Origin of the sequence: Nocardiopsis akebiae (assembly GCF_018316795.1) — a bacterium.
In the GTDB taxonomy this organism is placed as follows: Bacteria; Actinomycetota; Actinomycetes; order Streptosporangiales; family Streptosporangiaceae; genus Nocardiopsis; species Nocardiopsis dassonvillei.
Genome location: NZ_CP074132.1, coordinates 4,980,616 through 5,002,118 on the forward strand (window position 1 = coordinate 4,980,616; position 21,503 = coordinate 5,002,118).

Annotated in this window: 17 protein-coding genes and 1 riboswitch; of the genes, 7 read left to right on the forward strand and 10 right to left on the reverse strand. The window is 75.4% G+C overall.

The features are described 5' to 3' along the window. Positions 1–209: 209 nt before the first annotated feature. Complete coding sequence (rpe, locus tag KGD83_RS21320; RefSeq protein ID WP_212640848.1) at positions 210–881, reverse strand: ribulose-phosphate 3-epimerase; 672 nt, start codon at positions 879–881, stop codon at positions 210–212. 287 nt (positions 882–1,168) lie between these two features. Between rpe and KGD83_RS21325 the strand changes: the two genes are divergently transcribed. Then, positions 1,169–1,561 carry a hypothetical protein gene (locus KGD83_RS21325; RefSeq protein ID WP_212640849.1) on the forward strand — a complete coding sequence of 131 codons (393 nt, stop codon included), beginning with the start codon at positions 1,169–1,171 and terminating at the stop codon, positions 1,559–1,561. Between the two features lie 3 nt (positions 1,562–1,564). Continuing rightward, positions 1,565–2,734 carry a hypothetical protein gene (locus KGD83_RS21330; RefSeq protein ID WP_212640850.1) on the forward strand — a complete coding sequence of 390 codons (1,170 nt, stop codon included), beginning with the start codon at positions 1,565–1,567 and terminating at the stop codon, positions 2,732–2,734. Positions 2,735–3,034: 300 nt separating this feature from the next. Here KGD83_RS21330 and KGD83_RS21335 read toward each other — a convergent pair whose 3' ends face one another. After that, complete coding sequence (locus KGD83_RS21335) at positions 3,035–4,504, reverse strand: RsmB/NOP family class I SAM-dependent RNA methyltransferase (protein WP_212640851.1); 1,470 nt, start codon at positions 4,502–4,504, stop codon at positions 3,035–3,037. A gap of 68 nt (positions 4,505–4,572) precedes the next feature. Next, positions 4,573–5,508 carry a methionyl-tRNA formyltransferase gene (fmt, locus tag KGD83_RS21340; RefSeq protein ID WP_212640852.1) on the reverse strand — a complete coding sequence of 312 codons (936 nt, stop codon included), beginning with the start codon at positions 5,506–5,508 and terminating at the stop codon, positions 4,573–4,575. A gap of 111 nt (positions 5,509–5,619) precedes the next feature. Here fmt and KGD83_RS21345 point away from each other — a divergent pair, with 111 nt between their 5' ends. Continuing rightward, entirely contained in the window at positions 5,620–7,932 is a 2,313-nt protein-coding gene (locus KGD83_RS21345; RefSeq protein WP_212640853.1) for a primosomal protein N', read from the forward strand. Positions 7,933–8,102: 170 nt separating this feature from the next. On the opposite strand, the gene KGD83_RS21350 is transcribed toward KGD83_RS21345, so the two are convergent. The 6 genes from KGD83_RS21350 to KGD83_RS21375 all read right to left on the reverse strand — a co-directional run bounded on the left by KGD83_RS21350 (position 8,103) and on the right by KGD83_RS21375 (position 14,908). Further along, a complete protein-coding gene (locus tag KGD83_RS21350) occupies positions 8,103–8,642 on the reverse strand; it encodes a DinB family protein (RefSeq protein WP_212640854.1) in 540 nt (179 codons plus the stop codon). Continuing rightward, positions 8,633–9,340 carry an SAM-dependent methyltransferase gene (locus tag KGD83_RS21355; RefSeq protein WP_212640855.1) on the reverse strand — a complete coding sequence of 236 codons (708 nt, stop codon included), beginning with the start codon at positions 9,338–9,340 and terminating at the stop codon, positions 8,633–8,635. The genes KGD83_RS21350 and KGD83_RS21355 overlap by 10 nt, the downstream gene beginning before the upstream one ends. Before the next feature lie 369 nt (positions 9,341–9,709). Then, entirely contained in the window at positions 9,710–12,292 is a 2,583-nt protein-coding gene (locus KGD83_RS21360) for an ABC transporter permease (protein ID WP_212640856.1), read from the reverse strand. Continuing rightward, a complete protein-coding gene (locus KGD83_RS21365) occupies positions 12,289–13,104 on the reverse strand; it encodes an ABC transporter ATP-binding protein (RefSeq protein WP_212640857.1) in 816 nt (271 codons plus the stop codon). The genes KGD83_RS21360 and KGD83_RS21365 overlap by 4 nt, the downstream gene beginning before the upstream one ends. Beyond that, the gene (locus KGD83_RS21370) at positions 13,101–13,370 is read right to left on the reverse strand and encodes a hypothetical protein (protein WP_212640858.1); all 270 of its coding nucleotides are present in this window, start codon (positions 13,368–13,370) and stop codon (positions 13,101–13,103) included. Before KGD83_RS21370 ends, KGD83_RS21365 begins: the two co-directional genes overlap by 4 nt. A 188-nt stretch (positions 13,371–13,558) precedes the next feature. Continuing rightward, positions 13,559–14,908: an aminotransferase class V-fold PLP-dependent enzyme gene (locus tag KGD83_RS21375; protein ID WP_212640859.1), complete on the reverse strand. Its 1,350-nt coding sequence runs from the start codon at positions 14,906–14,908 to the stop codon at positions 13,559–13,561. 61 nt (positions 14,909–14,969) lie between these two features. After that, a riboswitch (SAM riboswitch) is annotated at positions 14,970–15,084 on the reverse strand. Between the two features lie 214 nt (positions 15,085–15,298). Between KGD83_RS21375 and KGD83_RS21380 the strand changes: the two genes are divergently transcribed. The 4 genes from KGD83_RS21380 to KGD83_RS21395 all read left to right on the forward strand — a co-directional run bounded on the left by KGD83_RS21380 (position 15,299) and on the right by KGD83_RS21395 (position 19,013). Further along, entirely contained in the window at positions 15,299–15,694 is a 396-nt protein-coding gene (locus KGD83_RS21380; RefSeq protein ID WP_212640860.1) for a DUF3870 domain-containing protein, read from the forward strand. Next, on the forward strand, positions 15,691–17,034 hold the full coding sequence (locus KGD83_RS21385; protein ID WP_212640861.1) for a CaiB/BaiF CoA transferase family protein: 1,344 nt from the start codon (positions 15,691–15,693) through the stop codon (positions 17,032–17,034). The genes KGD83_RS21380 and KGD83_RS21385 overlap by 4 nt, the downstream gene beginning before the upstream one ends. Positions 17,035–17,209: 175 nt before the next feature. Continuing rightward, a complete protein-coding gene (locus KGD83_RS21390) occupies positions 17,210–18,400 on the forward strand; it encodes an acyl-CoA dehydrogenase family protein (RefSeq protein WP_212640862.1) in 1,191 nt (396 codons plus the stop codon). A gap of 145 nt (positions 18,401–18,545) precedes the next feature. Next, complete coding sequence (locus KGD83_RS21395) at positions 18,546–19,013, forward strand: nitroreductase/quinone reductase family protein (RefSeq protein ID WP_212640863.1); 468 nt, start codon at positions 18,546–18,548, stop codon at positions 19,011–19,013. 106 nt (positions 19,014–19,119) lie between these two features. Here KGD83_RS21395 and KGD83_RS21400 read toward each other — a convergent pair whose 3' ends face one another. Continuing rightward, positions 19,120–21,297, reverse strand: coding sequence for a RelA/SpoT family protein (locus tag KGD83_RS21400; protein ID WP_212640864.1), 2,178 nt, complete (start codon positions 21,295–21,297; stop codon positions 19,120–19,122). Positions 21,298–21,503: the final 206 nt, after the last annotated feature.

Here is a 21,503-nt window from a genome sequence, read left to right on the forward strand (position 1 = left end):
GGGGGTCCGCGCCTGGCAACGCGCTCACGCCGCGCCGCTCCCCCACGCGCGCGGAGGCGGAGGGGAAGACGGAGCCGCGACCAAGCGAGATTCACGACTACGAGTCGCACAGCTTAGGGGGAGGCGCCGGACGGGGCCAGCGAAGGGCGGAACCGTGTCGCGATCGTTGCGCGGACGGACGTTCGGTTGCGAGGGTCGGTGCTCCGGGGTCAGGCCCTGGCGGCGGCCCCGGCGGCGAGGGCGCGCAGGGACTCCACGGCCCTGGCCGGGTCCTGGGCCCCGTAGACGGCCGAACCGGCGACGAAGACGTCGGCTCCGGCCTCGGCGGCCCGCTCGATGGTCTCGTCGCTGACGCCGCCGTCGACCTGGAGCCAGACGGAGGCCTCGCGGCTGTCGAGGATCTCGCGGGCACGGCGGATCTTGGGCAGGACCACGTCGAGGAACTTCTGTCCGCCGAAGCCGGGTTCGACGGTCATGAGCAGGAGCATGTCCATCTCGCCGACGAGGTCGGCGTAGGGCTCGACGGGCTCGGCGGGGTTGAGGGCCAGGCCCGCGCGGGCGCCGAGGCGGCGGATCTCGCGCAGCGTGCGCACGGGGGCCCCGGCGGCCTTGGCGTGGACGGTGACGCTGCCCGCGCCCGCTTCGGCGTAGGCGGGGGCCCAGCGGTCGGGCTCCTCGATCATCAGGTGGCAGTCCAGGGGGGTGTCGGTCGCCTTGAGCAGGGACTCCACGATGGGCAGGCCGAGCGTCAGGTTCGGGACGAAGTGGTTGTCCATCACGTCGACGTGGAGCCAGTCGGCGGACGGGGACACGGCGGCCGCTTCGTCGGCGAGGTGCGCGAAGTCGGCGCTCAGGATGCTGGGTGAGATCTGGATGGCCACGCGTGCAGTGTAGCCACGGCGGCCGGGGGCGCGTGGTCCGGATGCGGGGCCCGGAACTGCGGGGACGTGTGGAGATTTTCCCTCTCCCCCCGCTTTCGGGGATGTTTTCATGGCGGATCTTTACGTCGTAGATCACAAACCGCCCTTTTCGGACATGAGGAGTGGCCGAGAGGAGTGGGGGGGAGGGTGTCCGCGCGCACCGGGCACGGCCCCCGGGGAGGTGGGGCCCGTGCCGGGTGCCGTGGCGGGCACTCGAGCGCAGGAGCGGCCGGGAGGACGGGAGGTCCATGAACGAGGACACCGCAGCGGGGCTGGGCGTGGTCTGCGAGCACGCCGGCGACATCCGGGACCGGCTGGAACCGGTGCCCGGCGGTCCCGAACTGGTCGACGCGGTGCTCGGGGCCGCGCGAGGCGGCGGGGACGCGTCGGCGGAGCTGGCCGGGCTCCAGGAGGCCCTGGCCGCCCTCGACGGGCGCGGACTGGCCGCCCACGCCGACGGAGTGCGCCTGGTGGGTTCTGGGGGTGCGGGGGTGGCCGGGACAGGCCTGCCCCGCCCCGCATCCGCCCTGTACGGGTGCCCCCAGGGCAAGTGCGCGCGCACGTGGGAGCCCACACCGGCCGAGGACGTGCCGGTCTGCCTGGTAAGCGGCGCCTGCCTGCGTCCGCCGCGGAGGCGGTAGGCGGTGGGCGACCTGTGGGCGGAACTGGGCCGCAGGCTGACCGAGAGGTGGGTCAGCACCCTGGCGCTGCCCGGCGCCCTCTACCTGGCGGTCGCAACCGCCGCCTACGCCCTGGGCTGGTCCGGGGCGTGGGACGCGGGGCACCTGGCCGAGCGTGTCACCGGATGGGCCGCGGATCCGCGAGTGGACACCTTCGGCGGTCAGGCCCTGGTGCTGGCCGCCGTGCTGGCCGGGAGCACCGCCGTGGGCCTGGTCGCCCGAGGGTTGGGCTGGCTGGTCGAGCGCCTGTGGACCGCCGCGGACTGGGAGCGGTGGCCGCCGCCGCTGCGCGGCTGGACCGGGCGGTGGGTGCGCTCGCGCCGCGCGCGGTGGGACCGGCTGCGCGGGGAGGTCGAGCGGGCGCGCGGTGGGGGAGCGGAGGCGGAGCGGAGCGAGGGGACTGCACGGGCGCGGAGCCGGAGCGAGGAGGCGGAGCGGGCGCGGAGACGGGGCGGGGAAGTCCGGCGGGCGCGGAGCGGCGGCGGGGAGGAGGCGTTCGCGAAGGCCTACGACCGCATGGCGAGGATCTCCCCCGAGCGGCCGGAACGCCCCACCTGGTGCGGCGACCGGATCGCGGCCGTGCGCACGCGGCTGGCCCGCGACCACCGCGCGGACCTGCCCGTGCTGTGGCCGCACCTGTGGCTGGTCCTGCCGGAGGAGGAGCGCGTGGAGGTCACCGCGGCCCGCGAGGACCTGGCCCTCGCCACCGGGCTGACGGCGTGGGCGCTGCTGTACCTGCCGCTGGCCGTGTGGTGGTGGCCGGCCGCGCTCGTCGCGGCGGCCGTCGCGGGGATCGCGTGGGTGCGCGCCCGGTCCGCGACCGGGAACTACGCCACGCTGGTGGAGGCCGTCGTGCGCCTGCACTCGGTGGAGCTGGCCGACCGGGTGGGGGTCGCGCACGAGGGGGTGTTCAGCGGGGAGCTGGGCGAGCGGCTGACCCTGCGCCTGCGCGCGAGCATGCCACCGGCGCCCGCGCCCGCCCCTTCGGAGGCCGAGCCTCCGGTGCCCGTGCCGCCGCCCCCGGAATCCGCACCTCCGCCGGGGTCCGCGCCGCCTCCGGTACCCGAGCCCGCGCCGCCGTCGGCAGCGGACACCACCGCTTCCGGACCGGAGGGCGAAGGACCCCCTAGGTAGCGGACACCTCGGTCGGCAGCGGACACCGCCGAACACGAACGAGGACGATGAGCGCCCCGCCGCCCCGGACGGGTCGTCCACAGGGCCCTGCGGAAGGGCGCGCAGATCCCTACTCTGGTGTCGGGGGCGCCGCGGGCGTCCGTAGGCGCGGTGACACGCCCCCGTGTTCCAGTGTGACCGGCCGTCCCGCTCCGGCCCACCCCGGATCTCCTCCTGTGGACGGCCAGGGGACTCCCCCGGCCCGGGACGGTGAGGGGACCGCCGCGCGAGCGGCCCCCACGGCTTCAGGGCCGCTCGGACCTAGGACTGCTCGGACCTGCGCAGCAGCGCCAGGAACATCGCGTCGGTCCCGTGCACGTGCGGCCAGAACTGGACGTACCTTCCCTCCGGACCGGCCGCGAGGTCGGGCACCCCGTCCAGGTAGTCGGCGGCGCGCAGCAGCGTGAGGTCGTCGCGCGCGGCGAGCACCCGGCGGACGATCCCGTCGGTCTCGTCCAGGTGCGGCGAGCAGGTGACGTAGGCGACCACTCCGCCGGGGCGCACCGCCTCGACCGCGCTCGTCAGCAGGTCGTGCTGGAGCGGCGCCAGCTCGGCGGCCGAGCCCTCGGTGCGCCGCCAGCGCGACTCCGGGCGTCGGCGCAGCGCGCCCAGACCCGTGCACGGCGCGTCCACCAGCACCCGGTCGAAGGCCCCCGGCCGCCAGGCTGGCCTGGTTCCGTCGGCGACCACGACCCGGCCCGCGTCGCGCGGGGAGCGGCGCACCGCGCCCGCGACCAGTCCGGCCCGCGCGGGCTGCACCTCGGCGGCCAGCAGGCGGGCGTCGCGCTGACCGGCCAGGGAGGCCAGCAGACCGGCCTTGCCGCCCGGTCCCGCGCACATGTCGAGCCAGCGCGCGTCGTTCCCGTGGGCGTCCACCCTGGTCAGGGCGAGGGCGACCAGCTGACTGGCCTCGTCCTGCACCGCGGCCCGGTTCTGGTGCACCTCGCGGATCGCCGCCGGGTCGCCCTCGGGCAGGTAGGCGGCGAACGGCGAGTAGCGGGCCTCCTCGGCGCCGGCGGCCACCAGATCGGCGACGGTGGCGCGGCCCGGCTTGGCCACTAGGGTCACGCGGGGGCGCTCGTTGTGCGCGGCGAGCAGGCGCTCGGTCTCGACCAGCCCGTCGGCGGACCGCTCCCCCAGCGCCCGGGCCAGCTCCTTGACCATCCAGCGCGGGTGGCTGTGCACGACCGACAGGTATCCGCTGGGGTCGGTGGCGCGGTCGGGGGCGACCACGGCCGTCCACGCGTCCAGGTCGCGGGCGGAGACCCTGCGCAGGACGGCGTTGACGAACCGGCCGCGGTGGTGGCCCACGACCCGGCGGGCCAGGTCCACGGTGGCGCTGACCGCGGCGTGCGGCGGGATCTTGGTGGACAGCAGCTGGTGGGCGCCAAGGCGCAGCAGCGGCAGCGCCTCGGTGTCCACGGAGGCGAGCGTGCGGTCCACGCAGGCCTCCAGGATCGCGTCGTAGGTGCCCTGGAGGCGCAGGGTCCCGTAGGTCAGCTCGGTGGCCAGGGCCGCGTCGCGGCCGCTGATGCCGCGTTCGCTGAGCAGGGCGGGCAGCAGCAGGTTGGCGTAGGCGTCGCGCTGGCCCACCGCGCGCAGCACGTCGTAGGCGACGCGGCGTGCGGGGTCGCGGGGCCGGGACTGTCCGTCCCCGCTCCGGCCGCCGCCCCGCGCGGGCTTCCCGCCGCGGCGGGGACGGCGGTACGGGGATCGGGACTGCTCGCTCAACGTGTGCTGCCTCAACAAACCGGGGACGGGACCGGCGGGTTCACCCGCCAGGTCGAGACTACGGCAGCTCAGCGCCCCAGGCGGTCCTCGTCGCCGGGGCGCACGCCGCGCGCCCAGTCGACCGCGGCCATGGCGCGCTTGCCCTGCGGCTGCACCTCGCCCAGGACGACCGGGTGGGTGGCGGTCCCGACCAGGACCCGCTTCTTGTCGGCGTGCAGCTGGCCGGGGTCGAGCGCGGGTGTGTCGGCGTCGGTGAGGGGGGTGACCGGCCCCACCTTGAGCCGGCCGCCGCGGAAGGTGGTCCAGGCGCCCGGGGCGGGGGTGCAGGCTCGGGCCGTGCGGTCCACGCGCAGGGCGGGGGCGGTGAAGTCGAGTTCGGCGTCCTCGGGAGTGAGCTTGGACGCGTAGGAGATTCCGTCGGCGGGCTGCTCGACCGGGCTGAGGCGGTCGGCGGCGATGCCGTCGATCGTGCGGACGAGGAGTTCGGCGCCGGAGACGGAGAGCCGGTCGAGGAGTTCACCGCTGGTGTCGGTGGGGCGCACGGTCTCGGTGAGGGTGCCGTAGACGGGACCGGCGTCGAGTTCCTTGACGATCCGGAAGGTGGACGCGCCGGTGATGTCGTCGCCGTGCAGGACCGCGTGCTGGACGGGGGCGGCGCCGCGCCACGCGGGGAGCAGGGAGAAGTGCAGGTTGACCCAGCCGTGGCGGGGGATGTCGAGCGCGGACTGGGGCAGCAGGGCGCCGTAGGCGACCACGGGACAGCAGTCGGGGGCGATCCGCGCCAGCCGCTCCAGGAACTCGGGGTCGCCCGCCTTGGCGGGCTTGAGGACCTCGATGCCCTCGCTCTCGGCGAGTTCGCCGACCGGGCTGGCGGAGACCTTCCGGCCGCGCCCGGAGCGGGCGTCGGGACGGGTGACCACGGCGGCGACCTCGTGGCCGGAGTCGATCAGTGCGCGCAGGGACGGTACCGCCACCTGCGGTGTTCCGGCAAAGACAAGCTTCAACGTGGGTTCCCCTCCACCGAGGTCTGTCGGTTCCCCAGTTCTACCAGTGGCGCCGGGCCGCGCCGCCCGGTGCACGGGGCGGTGTCGCACGGTTCTGGTAGACAGAGGGGGATGACAGCGCAGCCCGGTCAGCCCGACGGGGTCCTCTTCGACCTTCCGGAACAGGAGAAGGCCACGGCTCGGGCGGCAAGCAGGTCCCGCCGCCCGGCCCCACGCGGGCCCGCCGAGCGGCTGCCCGTCGCGCGCGTGGTCGTGGACACCCCGCTGCCCCACCTGGACCGGTACTTCGACTACCGGGTGCCCGCCGACATGGATGAGGCGGCGGTGCCCGGCTGCCGGGTGAAGGTGCGGTTCAACAACCGCCAGCTGGGCGGCTTCCTGGCCGAACGGGTGGAGACCTCGGAGTTCTCGGGGCGGCTGGCGTACCTGGAGGCGGTGGTCTCCCCCGAACCCGTGCTCACCCCCGAGATCCTGGGGCTGGCCCGCGCGGTCGCCGACCGCTACGCGGGCACGCTGAGCGACGTGCTGCGCCTGGCGGTACCGCCCCGCCACGCCCGCGTGGAGAAGGAGGCGGCCAAGGCCGCGGAGGCAGAGGCAGCGGAGGCCGATGCGTCTGCGGAGGCGACCGGGGTCGGCGCGGATACGGAGACAGCGGGGTCCGACACGCCTCCGCAGACGGCGGCGACCGGGACCGCCCCGGAGGGCGCCCCGCCCGAGGCGGTCCCGCACGACGCTCAGCCCGGGGCGGACCCCGACACCGCGCCGAACGCCGCCGACGCCCCACGGGTGTCCGCAACCGAGACGGACGCGCCCTCCGGCGCGGAAGCGGCACAGGATGCCACCGGGGCGGACCCCGACCCCGGCCCCTGGGCGGACTACCCCGAGGGCCCCTCGTTCGTGCGCGCACTGCGCGCGGGCCAGCCCGCCCGCGCGGTGTGGAACGCCCTGCCCGGCGCCGGGTGGGCGGACGCGGTGGCGACCGCCGCCGCCCAGACCCTGGCCGCCGGGCGCGGCACCGTGATCGTGGTGCCCGACGGCCGTGACGTGCAGGCCGTCGCCCGGGCCCTGGAACAGCGTCTGGGAGGGGGCCGGTACGCGTCGCTCACCGCCGACCTCGGCCCGGCCGAGCGCTACCGGCGCTGGCTGTCGGTGCTGCGCGGCGGGGTCCGGGTCGTGGTCGGCACGCGCGCGGCGGTGTTCGCGCCGGTGCGCGACCTGGGGCTGGTGGTGCTGTGGGACGACGGCGACGATGTGCACGCCGACCCGCACTCCCCCTACCCGCACGCGCGCACGGTGCTGTCGATACGCGCGCACCGCGCCGGGGCCGGTGCCCTGATCGGCGGGCACACGCGCACCACCGACGCCCAGCTGCTGGTGGAGTCGGGGTGGGCGCATCCGCTGACCGCCGACCGGGCGACCCTGCGCCGCCGCGCGCCCGTGGTCCGGGCGGCCGGGGACGACCGGGAGCTGGCCCGCGACGAGGCGGCGCGGTCGGCGCGGATGCCGAGCGTGGCCCTGCGCGCGGCCCGCGAGGCCGCGCGGACCGGTCCGGTGCTCTTCCAGGTTCCGCGCCGGGGCTACCTGAACACGCTGGCCTGCGCCGGGTGCCGCGAGCCCGCGCGCTGCGACTCCTGCCGGGGTCCGCTGGCCGTGCGCGGTTCGCACGCCATGCCCTCGTGCGGCTGGTGCGGCCGGGTCGCCGGGCAGTGGGCGTGCCCGGAGTGCGGTGTCACCCGCATGCGCGCCGTGGTGGTGGGGGCCCGCCGCACCGCAGAGGAGCTGGGCCGGGCGTTCCCCTCTCTGACCGTGCGCACCTCGGGCCGCGAGGAGGTGCTGTCGCGGGTGGCGGACGCGCCGTCGCTGGTGGTGGCCACCCCGGGAGCCGAACCGGTGGCCGACAACGGGTACGCGGCGGCGGTCCTGCTGGACGGCTGGGCGCTGCTGAACCGGATGGACCTGCGCGCCTCGGAGGAGGCCCTGCGTCGCTGGCTGAACGCGGGTGCCCTGGTGCGGCCGGGCGGCACGGTGGTGGTGTCGGCCGACGCCTCGCTGCCGGTGGTGCAGTCGTTCGTGCGGTGGGACCCGACGGGCTTCGCCGAGCGCGAGCTGGCCGAGCGCCGCGAGCTGGGATTCCCCCCAGCGGTGGCGATGGCCTCGGTCACCGGCGCTCCCGAGCACGTGCGCGAACTGCTCGACCAGATCGAACTGCCCGAGGGCGCCGAACTCCTGGGGCCGGTGCCGGTGGGCGCGGACCGGGCGGTCGGCCCGGACGGCGCCCACCCCACCGAGCGGGCGCTGCTGCGGGTGCCCCGGGCCGGGGTGGGCGCGCTGTCCCGGTCGCTCAAGGTGGCGGCCTCGGCGCGCAGCGCGCGCCGCGACGAGCACCTGGCGCAGGTGCGGATGGATCCGCTGCACGTGGTCTAGGCGTGTCGGGCCGAAAGCACCACCGGCGTGGAGCACGGGACACGGCCCGCGGTTCCCCTGTACCCGTGGCGGGGCGCCTCGGGGGCGGGCGGTCGTCGCGGCAGGGAACCTGTCGAGGACCTCGGCCGGGGCAGCCCGAGCCCGGGGGCCGACGGGAGCGGCCGTTGGGCTCAGCGGCCGTACCGCGCCCGGTACAGGTCGCGCAGCGCGGCCACCTCCGCCGCGTGGTGGATGACCTCCCGGTTGACGTGGAGCACGAGGGCGACCATCGGGAAGTCCTCCCACTGGGGCGCCTCGGCGCCGCCCACCGGCGCGGCCAGGCCGCTCTCGTCCAGCTCCTGGACATTCGCGGTCCAGGCGGTGTAGGCGTGGCGCAGCCGCTGCCGGGCCTCGGCGGCGGTCGCGGGCCAGTCGGCGTTCTCCCGTGTGGCGGTGCGGTCGCCGAAGTGCCAGTTGACGCGGGCCTCCAGGACCTCGACGACGATGTGCCCGAGCCGCCAGGCGATGGTGGTCACCGGCGGCGGTTCGGGTTCGGGGACGGCCGTGTCGGGCCGGTGGCGCCCGTCCGGTCCCTCGCGCACGGTCCAGGCGCCGGGCACCGGAGCCCAGTGGAACTCCTCGTCGGTGAGCCCCTCCAGGCGGGGCCACAGGGAGAAGTCCCAGTAGAACCGCAGCTGGGCCAGGACCTCGCCGGTCCAGTTCACCGCCACCCGCGAGCGCCTCCCCGGCGACCGGGCGCGCGGCCCAGCCCGGCGAGGACGCCGGTGCCGGGGTCGGACACGTCCTCGTCCGGGTAGGGCCACCACCGCAGGTCGGCCACGCCCGGCTCGATGGGCTGGAAGGGGTCGAAGGCGCGCTCCACCGCGGCGCGGGGCGCCGGAGAGGTGAGGGCGAGGTAGCCGCCCCCGCGCATGAGGGCGTGCAGGGCGCCGATCCAGGCGGGCGGGTCGTCCGCGGTGAAGGGGCGGGTCATCAGAACGGCGACGGGCTCGTCGAAGTCGACGAGCCCGGAGGTGCCGAGGCGGCGCAGGAGCGTGTCCGTGCCGGAGCCGTCGCCGGAGAGCACGGAGGCCCCGGCGGTGGAGAGCATACCCGCCGCGCCGTGCGGGGCGACGTGGACGACGGAGGCGTCGGGGGCGGCGGCGTGCACGCGCTCGGCTGTTCCGGGCACCGGACACCCCCAGTCGACGAACTGGCGCACGCCCGCGTCGACGGACAGGTAGTCGACCACGCGCCCCAAGAAGGCCTGGTGCAGGCGGGTGTGCTCGGCGTGCCGGGGGTCGGGGCGCCCGTCCGTGCGGGCTCCCAGGTCGACCACACGGGGCCGCTGGCCGGGCACGGGCACGGACCCGCGCCCTCGGAACACGGCCGTGAGCCGACCCGTCTCGGGCCCTCGGACGTTGGTCACGTTCACGCTCCCCCAGCCGGTTCGCTCGCGGGAGGCAGACGCTCGGCGGGGCGGGCCGGTCGGGCCCGGACAGCGTCGCGCCATGCCGTCAGGGCCCGATGGTACCTCCTGTGAAAGTGATCCTCAGCACACACATGGGTGTTATGCGCCCTATTTCGCCCTTTGAGAACTCCTGGGGCGCAAGTGTTTCTGGTAAACGGACTCGGCCCCGCGGAGGGGGAGCGGGCGTCACGCCCCGCTCCCCCGCGATTCCGTCAGGTCACCGCCCCGTGTTCCAGGGAAAGCCCTACGAGACGGCCGGGTCGTCCCGGAAAGCGCTTCTCGGCCGCGCCTTCCTGGAATCGGTCCCGACCGATGAGGGACCCCGCGTCACCGGTCCGCGGTCAGCCTCCGCGCGGGCAGCTCCGCGCACAGCCAGGACACCGCCGCGACCACCAGCACGGTGGCGGGCAGCAGCCAGAGCGGGCCGCCGGGCCACGGGCGACCCAGGAGCCCCATCCCCGCGAAGGCGAGCGGGACCGCCGAGGCCAGCACACCGGCGACGACCGCGCCGACCGCGACCAGGGCGGCCTCCCTGCGCAGCAGCGACCGGACCTGCGCGGGGGTCGCGCCCACGGCGCGCAGCGCGTCCGTCTCCGCGCGGCGGCGCAGGGTCTGGGCGGACAGGCGGTTGGCCACCGAGAGCAGCACGTAACCCGCCAGGCAGAGCAGCACCACGAGGTTGAGCACCGTGTTCGCCGCGAGCCCGGACCCGGCCGCGTCCTGGGCTGTGTCGGCGACCTCCACACCCGGGCGGGCCGAGGCCAGACCGTCGAGGGTCTCGCGGACCTCGGGCTCCCGCCCGGGTTCGGCGAGCACCCGCAGTTCGGCGGGCAGGTCACCGGTCAGGTGCCCCCGGGCCAGGTCCCGCGAGACCAGGACCCGGCCGAAGCCGAGCTCGCGCTCGTACAGCGCGACCACCTCGGCGCTGACCTCGGCCCCGTCCCCCATCCGGAACGTCACCCTCTGGCCCGTCTGCGCACCCAGGGAGCGCGCGGTCCGCGCGCCCAGCGCGACGGTGTCGCCGGTCAGCGCGCCCAGGTCGCCCTCGGTGACGCCCGCGTCGACGACATCCGGAGCGCCCGGCCCCAGGACCAGCGCGGGCGTCTCCTGGTGCACCACCCCCTCCTCGAACGGCAGCCGGGTGGTCCACACGAGGGTGGTCGGCGTGGCGGTGACGGCCGCGGCGACGGACGGGTCCTCCCGGACGGCCTCGGCCAGTCCCCGCGGGAGCCCGCCGAGCGCGGGCGCCGTCAGCGTGATCGCGGCCAGCTCCCCGTCCTCGCGCTGCTCCGTCTGCGCGGCCAGCAGCGTGGTGTTGACGTAGCCCTGGCTGAGGGCGAAGGCCACCAGCATCGCCAGCGCGCTGACCGCGCCCGCCACCCGGTGGGAGTGGCCGTGCAGGTTGCGCACCGCCAGCCAGGTCAGGGCGGAGGAGCGCGCGGGCAGACGGCGGCCGAGCGCCCCGCTCACCGCCCGCAGCAGTGCGGGGCCGACCAGGGCCAGCCCGACCACCGCGAGCAGGCTGGCCGAGGCCGGGGCGACCGCCGCCATCTCGTCGCCCAGCACCAGCGCCGGGACCGACGCCCCCACCGAGGCCAGGAGCAGCGCCGCCCCCGTCCAGGTCCGCGCCCTGCCGGGAACACGGGGTTCGGCCACGGACTCGGCGAGAGCGTCGGTGGGCGGGGCGGCCGCGGTCCGGCCGACCGCGGCCAGCGAGGCCAGCCACACGGCGAGCACCATCAGCACCGCCGTGGCCAGGGCGGGCAGCGGCCCGAACACCGGCGGCAGACCCGGCGGCACCAGCCCCAGGGAGGCGAACCAGTCCAGCACGACCCCGGCCAGCGGGTAGCCGCCGGCCACGCCGAGGGGCAGGGCCGCCAGGGTGACGAGGACGTTGGGGGCGGCGACCAGGCGGCGTACCTGCCGGGGCGTGGCGCCCACGGCCCTCAGGAGCGCCAGGTCGCGGCGCTGGGCGGCTACGGAGACCGACAGCGCTCCGGCGACGGTCAGGCCGATGGTCATCACCAGGACTCCGCCGAGTGAACCGGCCACCGCGACCAGGACACCGCGTGCGGCTCCGGCGGCCGGGGACTCGGCGTCGCCGATCCGGTCCCCGGTCAGCACGAGCGCGTCCTCGCCCGTCAGGGCCTCCACCGCCCCGGTGAACCGCTCCTGCGACACGCCGGGCGCGGCGCGCAGGCCCACCAGGTCCACGGTGCCCTCGCGCGGGCCCTCCGTGCGCCCGGCCAGGTCGGCGGCGGTGTCGTCGGAGAACAGGACCACGGTGGCGCCGGTGTCCAGCACCCCGGAGATCCGGTGGTAGCCGGTGCGCCCCGCCGCGGTGACCCGCACCCGGTCGCCGACCCCGGCACCAGCGGCCGAGGCCGTGGCGGAGTCCAGGACCACCTCCCCGGGCCCTCGCGGCGCCTCCCCCTCCAAGGCGGCGTCCTCCAGCAGCGCGGCGGAGGACCACCCGTGGCCGGTGGTGCGGGGGTCGGCTCCCGTGGCGACCCCTTCCCCGGTGTGCACGGCGGCCGGGAACCCGACGTCTCCGACGGCGGCGCCGACCTCGGGCAGCGCGGCCAGCCGGGCGGTGAGTTCCTCGGGCAGTCCGGCCCGCTCGGGCAGGGGCAGGTCCAGGTCCTCGGCCTGCTCGATCGTCTGGGGTGCGGTGACCACGGCGTCCGCGCCCCGGAGGCGTTCGGCGGGGACCGACGAGCGCAGCCCGGTGTCGGCCAGCACGCCGCCGACGGTGACGAACGCCGATCCGCCCAGGACCGCGACGGCGACGGCGGCCAGCACTCCGGCACGGCCGCGCGCCAGCTTCAGCGCGAGGGGGCCGCGTCCGCCGACGGGATCCGGGCCGGACGCGGGTGCGGAGAGCGGACCCGGTCCGGGGGTCGCCGTCATCGGTCGGCCTCCGTCCCGGACGTCTCCAGGGAGGCCAGGCGTCCGGCCAGGTCCGCCGCGGAGGGGGCGCGCAGGACGTCGGCGAGGCGGCCGTCGGCCATGACCGCGGTGGCGTGCGCCCTGGCGGCGGCCTTGGGGTCGTGGGTCACCATGACGACGGTCTGGCCGAGTTCGTCCACGACCTCCCGCAGCAGGCCCAGGACGCTGTCGGCGGTCGCGCCGTCGAGCGCTCCGGTGGGTTCGTCCGCGAAGACGATGTCGGGCCGGGAGGCCAGGGCGCGCACGATCGCGATCCGCTGCTGCTGGCCGCCGGAGAGCTCCGTGGGCCGGTGGCGCAGCCGCCGCCCCACACCCGTCCGGTCGACGAGCGCGCGCAGCCAGCCCCGGTCGGGGGCCCGTCCGGCCAGACGCAGCGGCAGGGTGATGTTCTCCTCCGCGGTGAGCGTGGGCACCAGGTTGTAGGACTGGAACACGAAGCCGATCCGCTCGCGGCGGAACTCGGTGCGCCGGGGCTCGCGCAGGGAGCCGACGTCGGTCCCGCCCACCGCCACCGATCCCGAGGTGGGGCGGTCCATGCCGGACGCGCAGTTGAGCAGGGTGCTCTTGCCCGATCCGGACGGCCCCATGACGGCGAGGAAGGAACCGCGGGGCACCCCCAGCGACACCCCGGCCAGGGCGGAGACGACGCCCTCGCCGTCGGAGTACACGCGGTGGACGTCGGTGAGCCGGACGGCCTCTCCGTCGGCGTCCGGACCGGCGGAACCCGGTGCGGTGGGGGCCGGTGCGGTGGCGTTCTCCTCCGCTCCGCTCACCGGTCGCCCCCGCGGACCAGGACTACCAGCGCGACGAGCGAGACCAGCGCCGCGAGTCCGAAGGCCGACCCGATCAGCTCGTGGCCGAGCAGGGACAGCGCGACGTTGACCGTGGCGGTCCCCGCCAGGACGACCCCGAGCAGGACCAGCAGGGCCCGGCGGGCGGGTGTGCGCCGGGGTCGGGAGGGCGCGGGGGACGACTGCGGAACGGAGGACGACGGGGCTCCAGCGATCGGAGCGTCGATGCGGTAGGGGTCGTCGGACACGGCTGCTCCCGGGGTTCGGTGGGTGACTGGACACGGCCGGTGTACCGCCCGCCGTGTCGTCTCCGACGCTACGGAGGCGCGGCCCGCCGAAACATCCCGCTCACCCGCCGACCGCCGCTACAGCCAGCTGTAGCGGCGCCCGGCCGAACCCTTCCGAGCAGCCGTCGCACCCGCTCCCGGGACCGCCGTCAGAGCACCCGCGCGGGGTCGGGCACCGGGGCGAGGCGGCCGTCGCAGTCGGCGTACTCCCAGCGCGGTCCGCGGGCCACGAGTTCGGCGACCGCGCCGACGAGGCGGTCCACGTGCTCCCGCGTGGTACCCACCCCCAGGCTCGCCCGCACCGCCTGGCCGTGGCCCCGGGGCAGCAGGTGCCGGGTGAGCGGGTGGGCGCAGAACAGGCCGTCGCGCACCCCGATCCCGTACTCGGCGGACAGGGCCGCGGCCAGCAGGTCGGCGGGCAGGCCGTCCACGGTGAACGACACGATGCCCACCCGCGGGTGGTCCCCGCCCCACAGGGTCAGCTCGGTGACGCCGTCGACCGCCGTCAGCCCCTCGCGCAGCCGCTCCAGCAGCGCCGACTCGCGCACGTGCAGGAGTTCCTGGGTGGCGGGGGCGAGGGCGTCGCAGGCGGCTGCCAGCGCTACGGCGCCCAGCACGTTGGGACTGCCCGCCTCGTGCCGCGCGGGCAGGTCGTTCCACACCACGTCGTGCTCGCCGACCAGCCGCGTGGCCCCGCCGCCGGACAGGTAGGGCGCGGCCTCGCGCAGCCAGTCGGCGCGGCCGGCCAGCACCCCGGAGCCGAAGGGGGCGTAGAGCTTGTGGGCGGACAGGGCGACGTAGTCGGCGCCGGTCCCCTCCAGGCTGAAGGGCAGGTGCGGCACGTACTGGGCTGCGTCCACGACCACGCGGGCGCCCTCGGCGTGGGCGGCCTCCACCAGTTCCTCCACCGGCCAGATCTCGCCGGTGACGTTGGAGGCGGCGGTCACGCACAGCAGGCGCGGGCCCTCGGGGGCCCCGCGCAGCGCGGCGCGCGCGGCCTCCACCGCGTCCTCGGGGGAGGCGGGCAGCGGCAGGCGCACCACCCGTCCGGCGCGGGCGGCGGGGTGCTCCCACGGCAGCAGGCTGGCGTGGTGCTCGGACTCGAACACGACCACCGTGCAGCCCTCGGGCACCGAGCGGGCCAGCAGGTTGAGGGCGTCGGTGGTGCCGCGCACGAACACCACGGCGTCGGCGGGCTGTGCGCGCACGCCCACGAAGCGGGCGACGCTGCGGCGGGCGCGCTCGTAGGCGTCGGTGCTGACCTGGGAGTGGTGGCCCGCGCCGCGGTGCACGCTGGCGTAGTAGGGCAGCGCGGCGGACAGGGCCTCGGCCACCGGGGTCAGACACGGGGCGCTGGCCGCGTAGTCGAAGTTGGCGTACTCGACGCGTCCGCCGGTGACCAGGGGGACGCCCTCGTCGGAGGTGACGACGGTGCACTCGGCGGCGTCGGCCGGGGGCTCGGCGGAACGGGCGGCGTGGACGGGGACGGCAGTGGTCATGGAAGCACCTCTCCTGTGGGTCGTGGGACCCGCGGAGATGTCACTCCGGTAACGCCTCAGGGGTCCGCGCTTGTCCGACACGGTCGTGTCGGGACCTGGTCCTCACCCGGGGCACCCCACCGCGGTAGGAGGGTTGCCGACCAGCTAGCCGGGGCTTGACGCTGGTACTCGTGACCTGCGAGGCACACTAACACAGCCCTCCGGCCCGCGGCAGGGGGACCGGATGTGGCCCGGGCCACCGAGCCGCTTGACAGCGGTGCGCGCGGTGGGGACATACTTGTGCCTGCCTGCCCTCACGCCGCGGGTGTCCGGTTTCCCCCGGCCGCCCTCCAGGCGCGAGACTCCAGAGCGTCGGAGTTTTCGCGTGCCCGTGAGCGAGAGGTGTGCACCTTGTACGGCGACGACCGTATCCAGCAGGTCCTGCGCAATCCCAGGGTCGTCCTGGTGTCCGGCTACGCCCGCCTGCCCGACTCGGTGGCGAGCCACTCCCAGTACCAGCGGCTCGGCGTCGTGCTGGCCGTGGACACCGCAGACGGGCGCGTCGTCGCCGCGGACACCACCCTGCTCACCGAGCTGGCCAGGGACTTCTTCCGCGCTCTGGTCGAGGGGGAGTCGGTGACAGGGGACGTCGCCGAACTGGTGCGGCGGGTGCAGACCCGGTACGCGGGCCAGTCCGGCGCCGCGCTGACCACCGCCCTGCGCCGCTGCCTGGAGACCTACGGCCAGCTCAGGGAGGGCGACCAGTTGCCAGTGGACCCCGAGGCCGGGGAGGAGGCGCGGACGTGACCGACGACCTCTTCGCGAACGGGAGCCCCGCCGGGACCCGGGCCGGAACCGGCGCCGGGGACGGAAGCGGGACCGGCTCCCCGACCGGGACCGGAACCGGAAGCGCGACCGGGGCCGCGCCGCTGCCGCTGGCGGGCGTGCGCGTCGCCGACCTGTCCCGCGTGCTGGCCGGCCCCTACGCCACCATGCTGCTCGCCGACATGGGCGCCGAGGTGGTCAAGGTGGAACAGCCGGGGCGCGGCGACGACACGCGCTCCTGGGGGCCGCCCTGGGCCGGGGAGGCCGGAGCGGAGGGGCACGGCGAGGCCGCCTACTTCCTGTCGGTGAACCGCAACAAGCGCAGCCTCGCCGTGGACCTGAAGGACCCCGGGGGCCTGGCAGCGGTCCAGGAGCTGTGCGCGTCCTCCGACGTGGTCGTCCAGAACTTCCGGCCCGGGGTCATCGACCGGCTCGGTCTCGGCTACGAGGCCGTCAGCGCCCGCAACCCGGCCGTCGTGTACTGCTCGGTGAGCGGGTTCGGGCCCGAGCACGAGCCCGCGACGCGCCCCGGCTTCGACATCGTGGTGCAGGCCGAGAGCGGGCTCATGGCCACCACGGGGCCCGCGGAGGGACCGGCGAGCAAGGTGGGCGTGGCCCTGACCGACGTGCTCACCGGACTCAACGCCGCCGTGGGAATCCTGGGCGCGCTCATGCGGGCCCGCGTCACCGGGCGCGGCGAGAACATCAGCGTGTCGCTGCTCAACTCCACCCTCTCCGGCCTGGTCAACCTCACCCAGCAGGCGCTGGTGACGGGGGCCGAACCCGCCCGGGTAGGCAACGCGCACACCACGATCGTGCCCTACCAGACCTTTCCGACCGCGGACGCCGAGATCGTCGTCGCCGCCGGGAACGACGCCCTGTACCAGCGGCTGTGCACGGCCCTGGACCGCCCCGACCTGGGCGCGGACCCGCGCTACGCCACCAACCCCGGCCGGGTGGCGCACCGCGGGGAGCTGGTCGGCGCCCTGTCGGCGACCCTGCGCTCCCGACCCGCCGACCACTGGATGGAGCTGCTGGTGGGGGCCGGGGTCCCGGTGGGGCGGGTGCGCGGGGTGCTGGACGCGCTGCGCACCGCCGACGCCAGCGGCGACGACGTCCTGCGCACCGTGGAGCACCCCACCGCCGGGCTGATCGAACAGGTCCGCGCGGGGTTCCGCCTGGAGGGCACCCCGCCGCCGCTCTCCGCGCCGCCGCTGCTGGGGCAGCACTCGCGGCAGGTCCTGGCCGAACTCGGCGTGGACGGGGCCGACGCGGACGCGATGGTCGCGCGCGGCGCCGTCCAGCAACCCGACCTGCCCTGAGGACCGGGCGGGGCGCACCGGACCCGCCCGACCGCGCCCCGGAGCCGGTCAGGGCGCCGCACCCGGCCCCGAGACGACCGCCGTCCTTCTTCCGGGTCCCGCACCCGGGTCCGAGGACACCGTCCACATCCCGCACGGCCGCACCGGCCGTCGGCACCACGAAGGGACACCCACCTTGAGCGACTCCCGCAAACCCGCCGCCCCGGACCCGCACGACTTCCTGGCGGTGGACGCCGACCTGACCGACACCGAGCGCGACGTCCGCGACGCCGTGCGCGACTTCGCGGCGCGCGAGCTGGCGCCGAACGTGGCCGAGTGGTTCGAGGCGGGCACCCTGCCCGACCCGCGCGGGCTGGCCAGGGCCTTCGGCTCCCTCGGGGTGCTGGGCATGCACCTGGAGGGTTACGGCTGCGGCGGATCCAGCGCGGTCGCCTACGGTCTGGCCTGCCGCGAGCTGGAGGCCGTGGACTCGGGCCTGCGCAGCTTCGTGTCGGTACAGGGCTCGCTGGCGATGGCGGCCGTCCACAAGTTCGGCTCCGAGGAGCAGAAGCAGGAGTGGCTGCCGCGCATGGCCGCAGGTGAGGCGATCGGCTGCTTCGGGCTGACCGAGCCCGACTCCGGCTCCGACCCCGGCTCGATGCGCACCCGCGCCCGCAGGGACGGGGGCGACTGGGTGCTCGACGGCACCAAGATGTGGATCACGAACGGTTCGGTCGCCGACGTGGCCGTGGTGTGGGCCGCCACCGACGAGGGCGTGCGCGGGTTCGTGGTGCCCGCCGACACGCCCGGGTTCTCGGCCAACGTCATCCACCGCAAGCTGTCCCTGCGTGCGTCGATCACCTCCGAACTGGTGCTGGAGGGCGTGCGCCTGCCCGCCGACGCGGTGCTGCCGGGGTCTCGCGGCCTGGGGTCGCCGCTGTCGTGCCTGAACGAGGCCCGCTACGGCATCGTGTGGGGCGCGGCCGGCGCCGCGCGCGCCTGCTACGGGGCGGCCCTGGAGTACGCGCTGAGCCGCGAGCAGTTCGGCAGGCCGATCGCCGGGTTCCAGCTGACCCAGCGCAAGCTCGCCGACATGGTGGTGGACGTCAACCAGGCGGCCATGACCGCGCTGCGGATCGGGCGCCTGAAGGACGAGGGCCGGTGTCACCACAACCACGTGAGCTTCGGCAAGCTCTCGTGCGTGGCCGCCGCCCAGCGGGTGGCCGCGGCGGCGCGCTCGGTGCACGGAGCCAACGGCATCACCCTGGAGTATCCGGTGATGCGGCACATGGCGAACCTGGAGACGGTCGCCACCTACGAGGGCACCGAGGAGATCCACGCGCTCAGCATCGGCCAGTCGGTGACGGGGATCTCGGCCTTCCGCTGAACGGCGCCGCCTCCCCGGTTCCCGGATCGGATCCCTGATCCGGGCCGGTCCGCGGGGACCGGCCGCGGGTCGCGCGCCTCCCCCGGTGCCGCCGGGCGCGCGCAGCCGCCAGAATGGGAAGCAGCCGAGCGAGGGAGTTGCCGAGATGGGGAACGAGCCGACGAAGCGGTTCGAGATGACGGGGCTGCGGCGGACCGCCAACGCCGTCGTCAGCGGCTTCGTCAAGTACGGGGTGTGCCTGCCCGAGTTGCACCTGCTCACCACGCGTGGGCGCAAGTCGGGCTTCCTGCGCACCATCCCGCTCAGTGTGCTGGACAGCGACCGCGGCCGGTTCCTGGTCTCCCCCTACGGGGAGGTGGACTGGGTCCGCAACCTGCGCGAGGACGGCTTCGCGACGCTGCGCCAGGGCGGCTGGATCGAGCTGATCAGCGTGCGCGAACTGGGGGCAGAGGAGGCCGCCCCGCTGCTCAAGGAGTACCTGGACCACCCGCGCTCCGCCGTGGTGGGCCTGTACTTCGAGACGCCGCCGGACGCCCCCGAGGAGGCGTTCGCGGCCGAGGCCGACCGCCACCCGGTGTTCGAGATCGTGCGCTCGACCACGATCCGCATCTGACCGGCGCGCACGGGCCCCGGGCTCCCCGCACGGGCGCCCGGGGCCCGGCCGCGCCGCCCCGCGGCACCGGGGCGGGAGCGCCGTGTCCCCCGTGCCCGCGGCCGGGTCAGCTGCGGACGCGGAAGACGTCGTAGACGCCGTCCACGCCCCGCACCGCGCGCAGCACGCTGCCCAGGTGGGCGGGGTCGGCCATCTCGAAGGTGAAGCGGCTCTGCGCCACGCGGTCGCGGCTGGTCTGGACGGTCGCCGACAGGATGTTGACGTGCTGGTCGCTCAGCACCCGCGTGATGTCGGACAGCAGCCGGGACCGGTCCAGGGCCTCCACGTGCAGCGCCACCAGGAACATCGAGTCCTCGGTGGGCGACCACTCCACCTTGACCATGCGGTCGGTGTCCAGCGTCGCGGTGTTCACGCAGTCCCGGCGGTGCACCGACACCCCGTTGCCCCGTGTCACGAAGCCGACGATCTCGTCGCCCGGCACGGGGGTACAGCACTTGGACAGGCGCGCCCACACGTCGGCGTCGCCCTCCACGACCACGCCCGGGTTGCCGTGCTGGCGCTGGCGGGTGGCCGCCTTGGTGGGCAGCGCCGACTCGGCGATGTCCTCGGTGTGGCTCTCCAGGCCGCCCATGGAGTCGACGAGCTTGCCGACCACGTGCTGGGCGCTGACCTGGCGCTCCCCCACCGCCGCGTACAGAGAGTCCACGTCCGGGTAGCGCAGGTCGCTGGCCAGGCCGATGATCGCCTCACCGCTGAACAGGCGCTTGACCGGAAGCTCCTGCTTGCGCATGACCTTGGCGATCTCGTCCTTGCCCTGCTCGATCGCGGCCTCGCGGCGCTCCTTGGTGAACCAGTGCCGGATCTTGTTGCGCGCCCGGGCGCTCTTGACGAAGTTCAGCCAGTCCCGGCTGGGCCCGGCGTCGGGCGTCTTGGAGGTGAGGATCTCCACCGTCTCGCCGTTGTGGAGCTCGTTCTCCAGCGGCACCAGGCGGCCGTTGATGCGGGCGCCCACGGTGCGGTGGCCGACCTCGGTGTGCACGGCGTAGGCGAAGTCCACGGCGGTGGCGCCCTGGGGCAGCGAGATGACGTCGCCGCCCGGGGTGAAGACGAACACCTCCTGCACCGACAGGTCGAAGCGCAGCGACTCCAGGAACTCGCCCGGGTCCTTGGTCTCCTGCTGCCAGTCGATGAGCTGGCGCAGCCACTGCATGTCGGAGCTGCCGCGGGGCTTGTTCTCGCCCCCGCTGCCCCGGTCCTCCTTGTACTTCCAGTGCGCGGCGATGCCGTACTCGGCGCGCCGGTGCATCGCGCGGGTGCGGATCTGGAGCTCGACCGGGTTGCCCGAGGGCCCTATGACCGTCGTGTGCAGCGACTGGTACATGTTGAACTTGGGCATCGCGATGTAGTCCTTGAACCGGCCGGGCACCGGGTTCCACCGCGCGTGGATGGTCCCCAGGGCCGCGTAGCAGTCGCGGACGCTGTCCACCAGGACCCGCACGGCGATGAGGTCGTAGATCTCGTCGAAGCCGCAGTTGCGGGCGATCATCTTCTGGTAGATCGAGTAGTAGTGCTTGGGCCGTCCGCGCACGGTGGCCTTGAGCTTGGACTCGCGAAGGTCGGCCGAGACCGCCTCGATGACCTCCTGGAGGTAGACGTCGCGGCGCGGGGCGCGCTCGGACACCAGGCGGGCGATCTCGTCGAAGCGCTTGGGGTAGAGGGTGGCGAAGGCCAGGTCCTCCAGCTCCCACTTGATGGTGTTCATGCCCAGCCGGTGGGCGAGGGGGGCGAAGATCTCCAGGGTCTCGCGGGCCTTCTTCTCCCGTTTGGCGCGGGAGGGCAGGTAGCGCAGGGTGCGCATGTTGTGCAGCCGGTCGCACAGCTTGATGACCAGTACGCGGATGTCGCGGGCCATGGCCACGACCATCTTGCGCACGGTCTCGGCCTGGGTGGCCTCGCCGTACTTGACCTTGTCGAGCTTGGTGACCCCGTCGACCAGCTCGGCGATCTCGTCGCCGAAGTCCGAGCGCAGGTCGCCCAGGGAGTAGTCGGTGTCCTCGACGGTGTCGTGCAGGAGGGCGGCGGCCAGGGTGGCCTCCTGCATGCCCAGCTCGGCGAGGATCGTGGCTACGGCGAGCGGGTGGGTGATGTAGGGGTCGCCGCTCTTGCGCTTCTGGTCGCGGTGGTGGTGGGCCGCGACCTCGTAGGCGCGCTCGACCAGCCGCACGTCCACCTTGGGATGGGTGGCCCGCACTGTCTTGATCAGTGGTTCGAGCACCGGGTTCATCGTCACTCCCCGCTGGGCGCCGAGTCGGGCGAGCCTTCTGCGTACTCGCACCGTGGAGGGCGTGGTGGAGGGGGACGGCTGACGCGTGGCCCCCGCTCCGGAGACGTCGGAGGGCGCCGCTCCGTTCGCGGCGCCCTCCGGCCGGTCTCCCTGTGGACTTGTGGTGGCGCCCCGCGCGCCGGTGCCGTCCGCGTGCCCCTGGGGCG

What these genes read in the sequence shown, in the direction of transcription:
- KGD83_RS21400 (WP_212640864.1), bottom strand. Translation starts at nt 21,297, where the DNA reads ATGAACCCGGTGCTCGAACCACTGATCAAGACAGTGCGGGCCACCCAT.
- KGD83_RS21375 (WP_212640859.1), bottom strand. Translation starts at nt 14,908, where the DNA reads ATGACCACTGCCGTCCCCGTCCACGCCGCCCGTTCCGCCGAGCCCCCG.
- KGD83_RS21345 (WP_212640853.1), top strand. Translation starts at nt 5,620, where the DNA reads ATGACAGCGCAGCCCGGTCAGCCCGACGGGGTCCTCTTCGACCTTCCG.
- KGD83_RS21395 (WP_212640863.1), top strand. Translation starts at nt 18,546, where the DNA reads ATGGGGAACGAGCCGACGAAGCGGTTCGAGATGACGGGGCTGCGGCGG.
- KGD83_RS21325 (WP_212640849.1), top strand. Translation starts at nt 1,169, where the DNA reads ATGAACGAGGACACCGCAGCGGGGCTGGGCGTGGTCTGCGAGCACGCC.
- KGD83_RS21360 (WP_212640856.1), bottom strand. Translation starts at nt 12,292, where the DNA reads ATGACGGCGACCCCCGGACCGGGTCCGCTCTCCGCACCCGCGTCCGGC.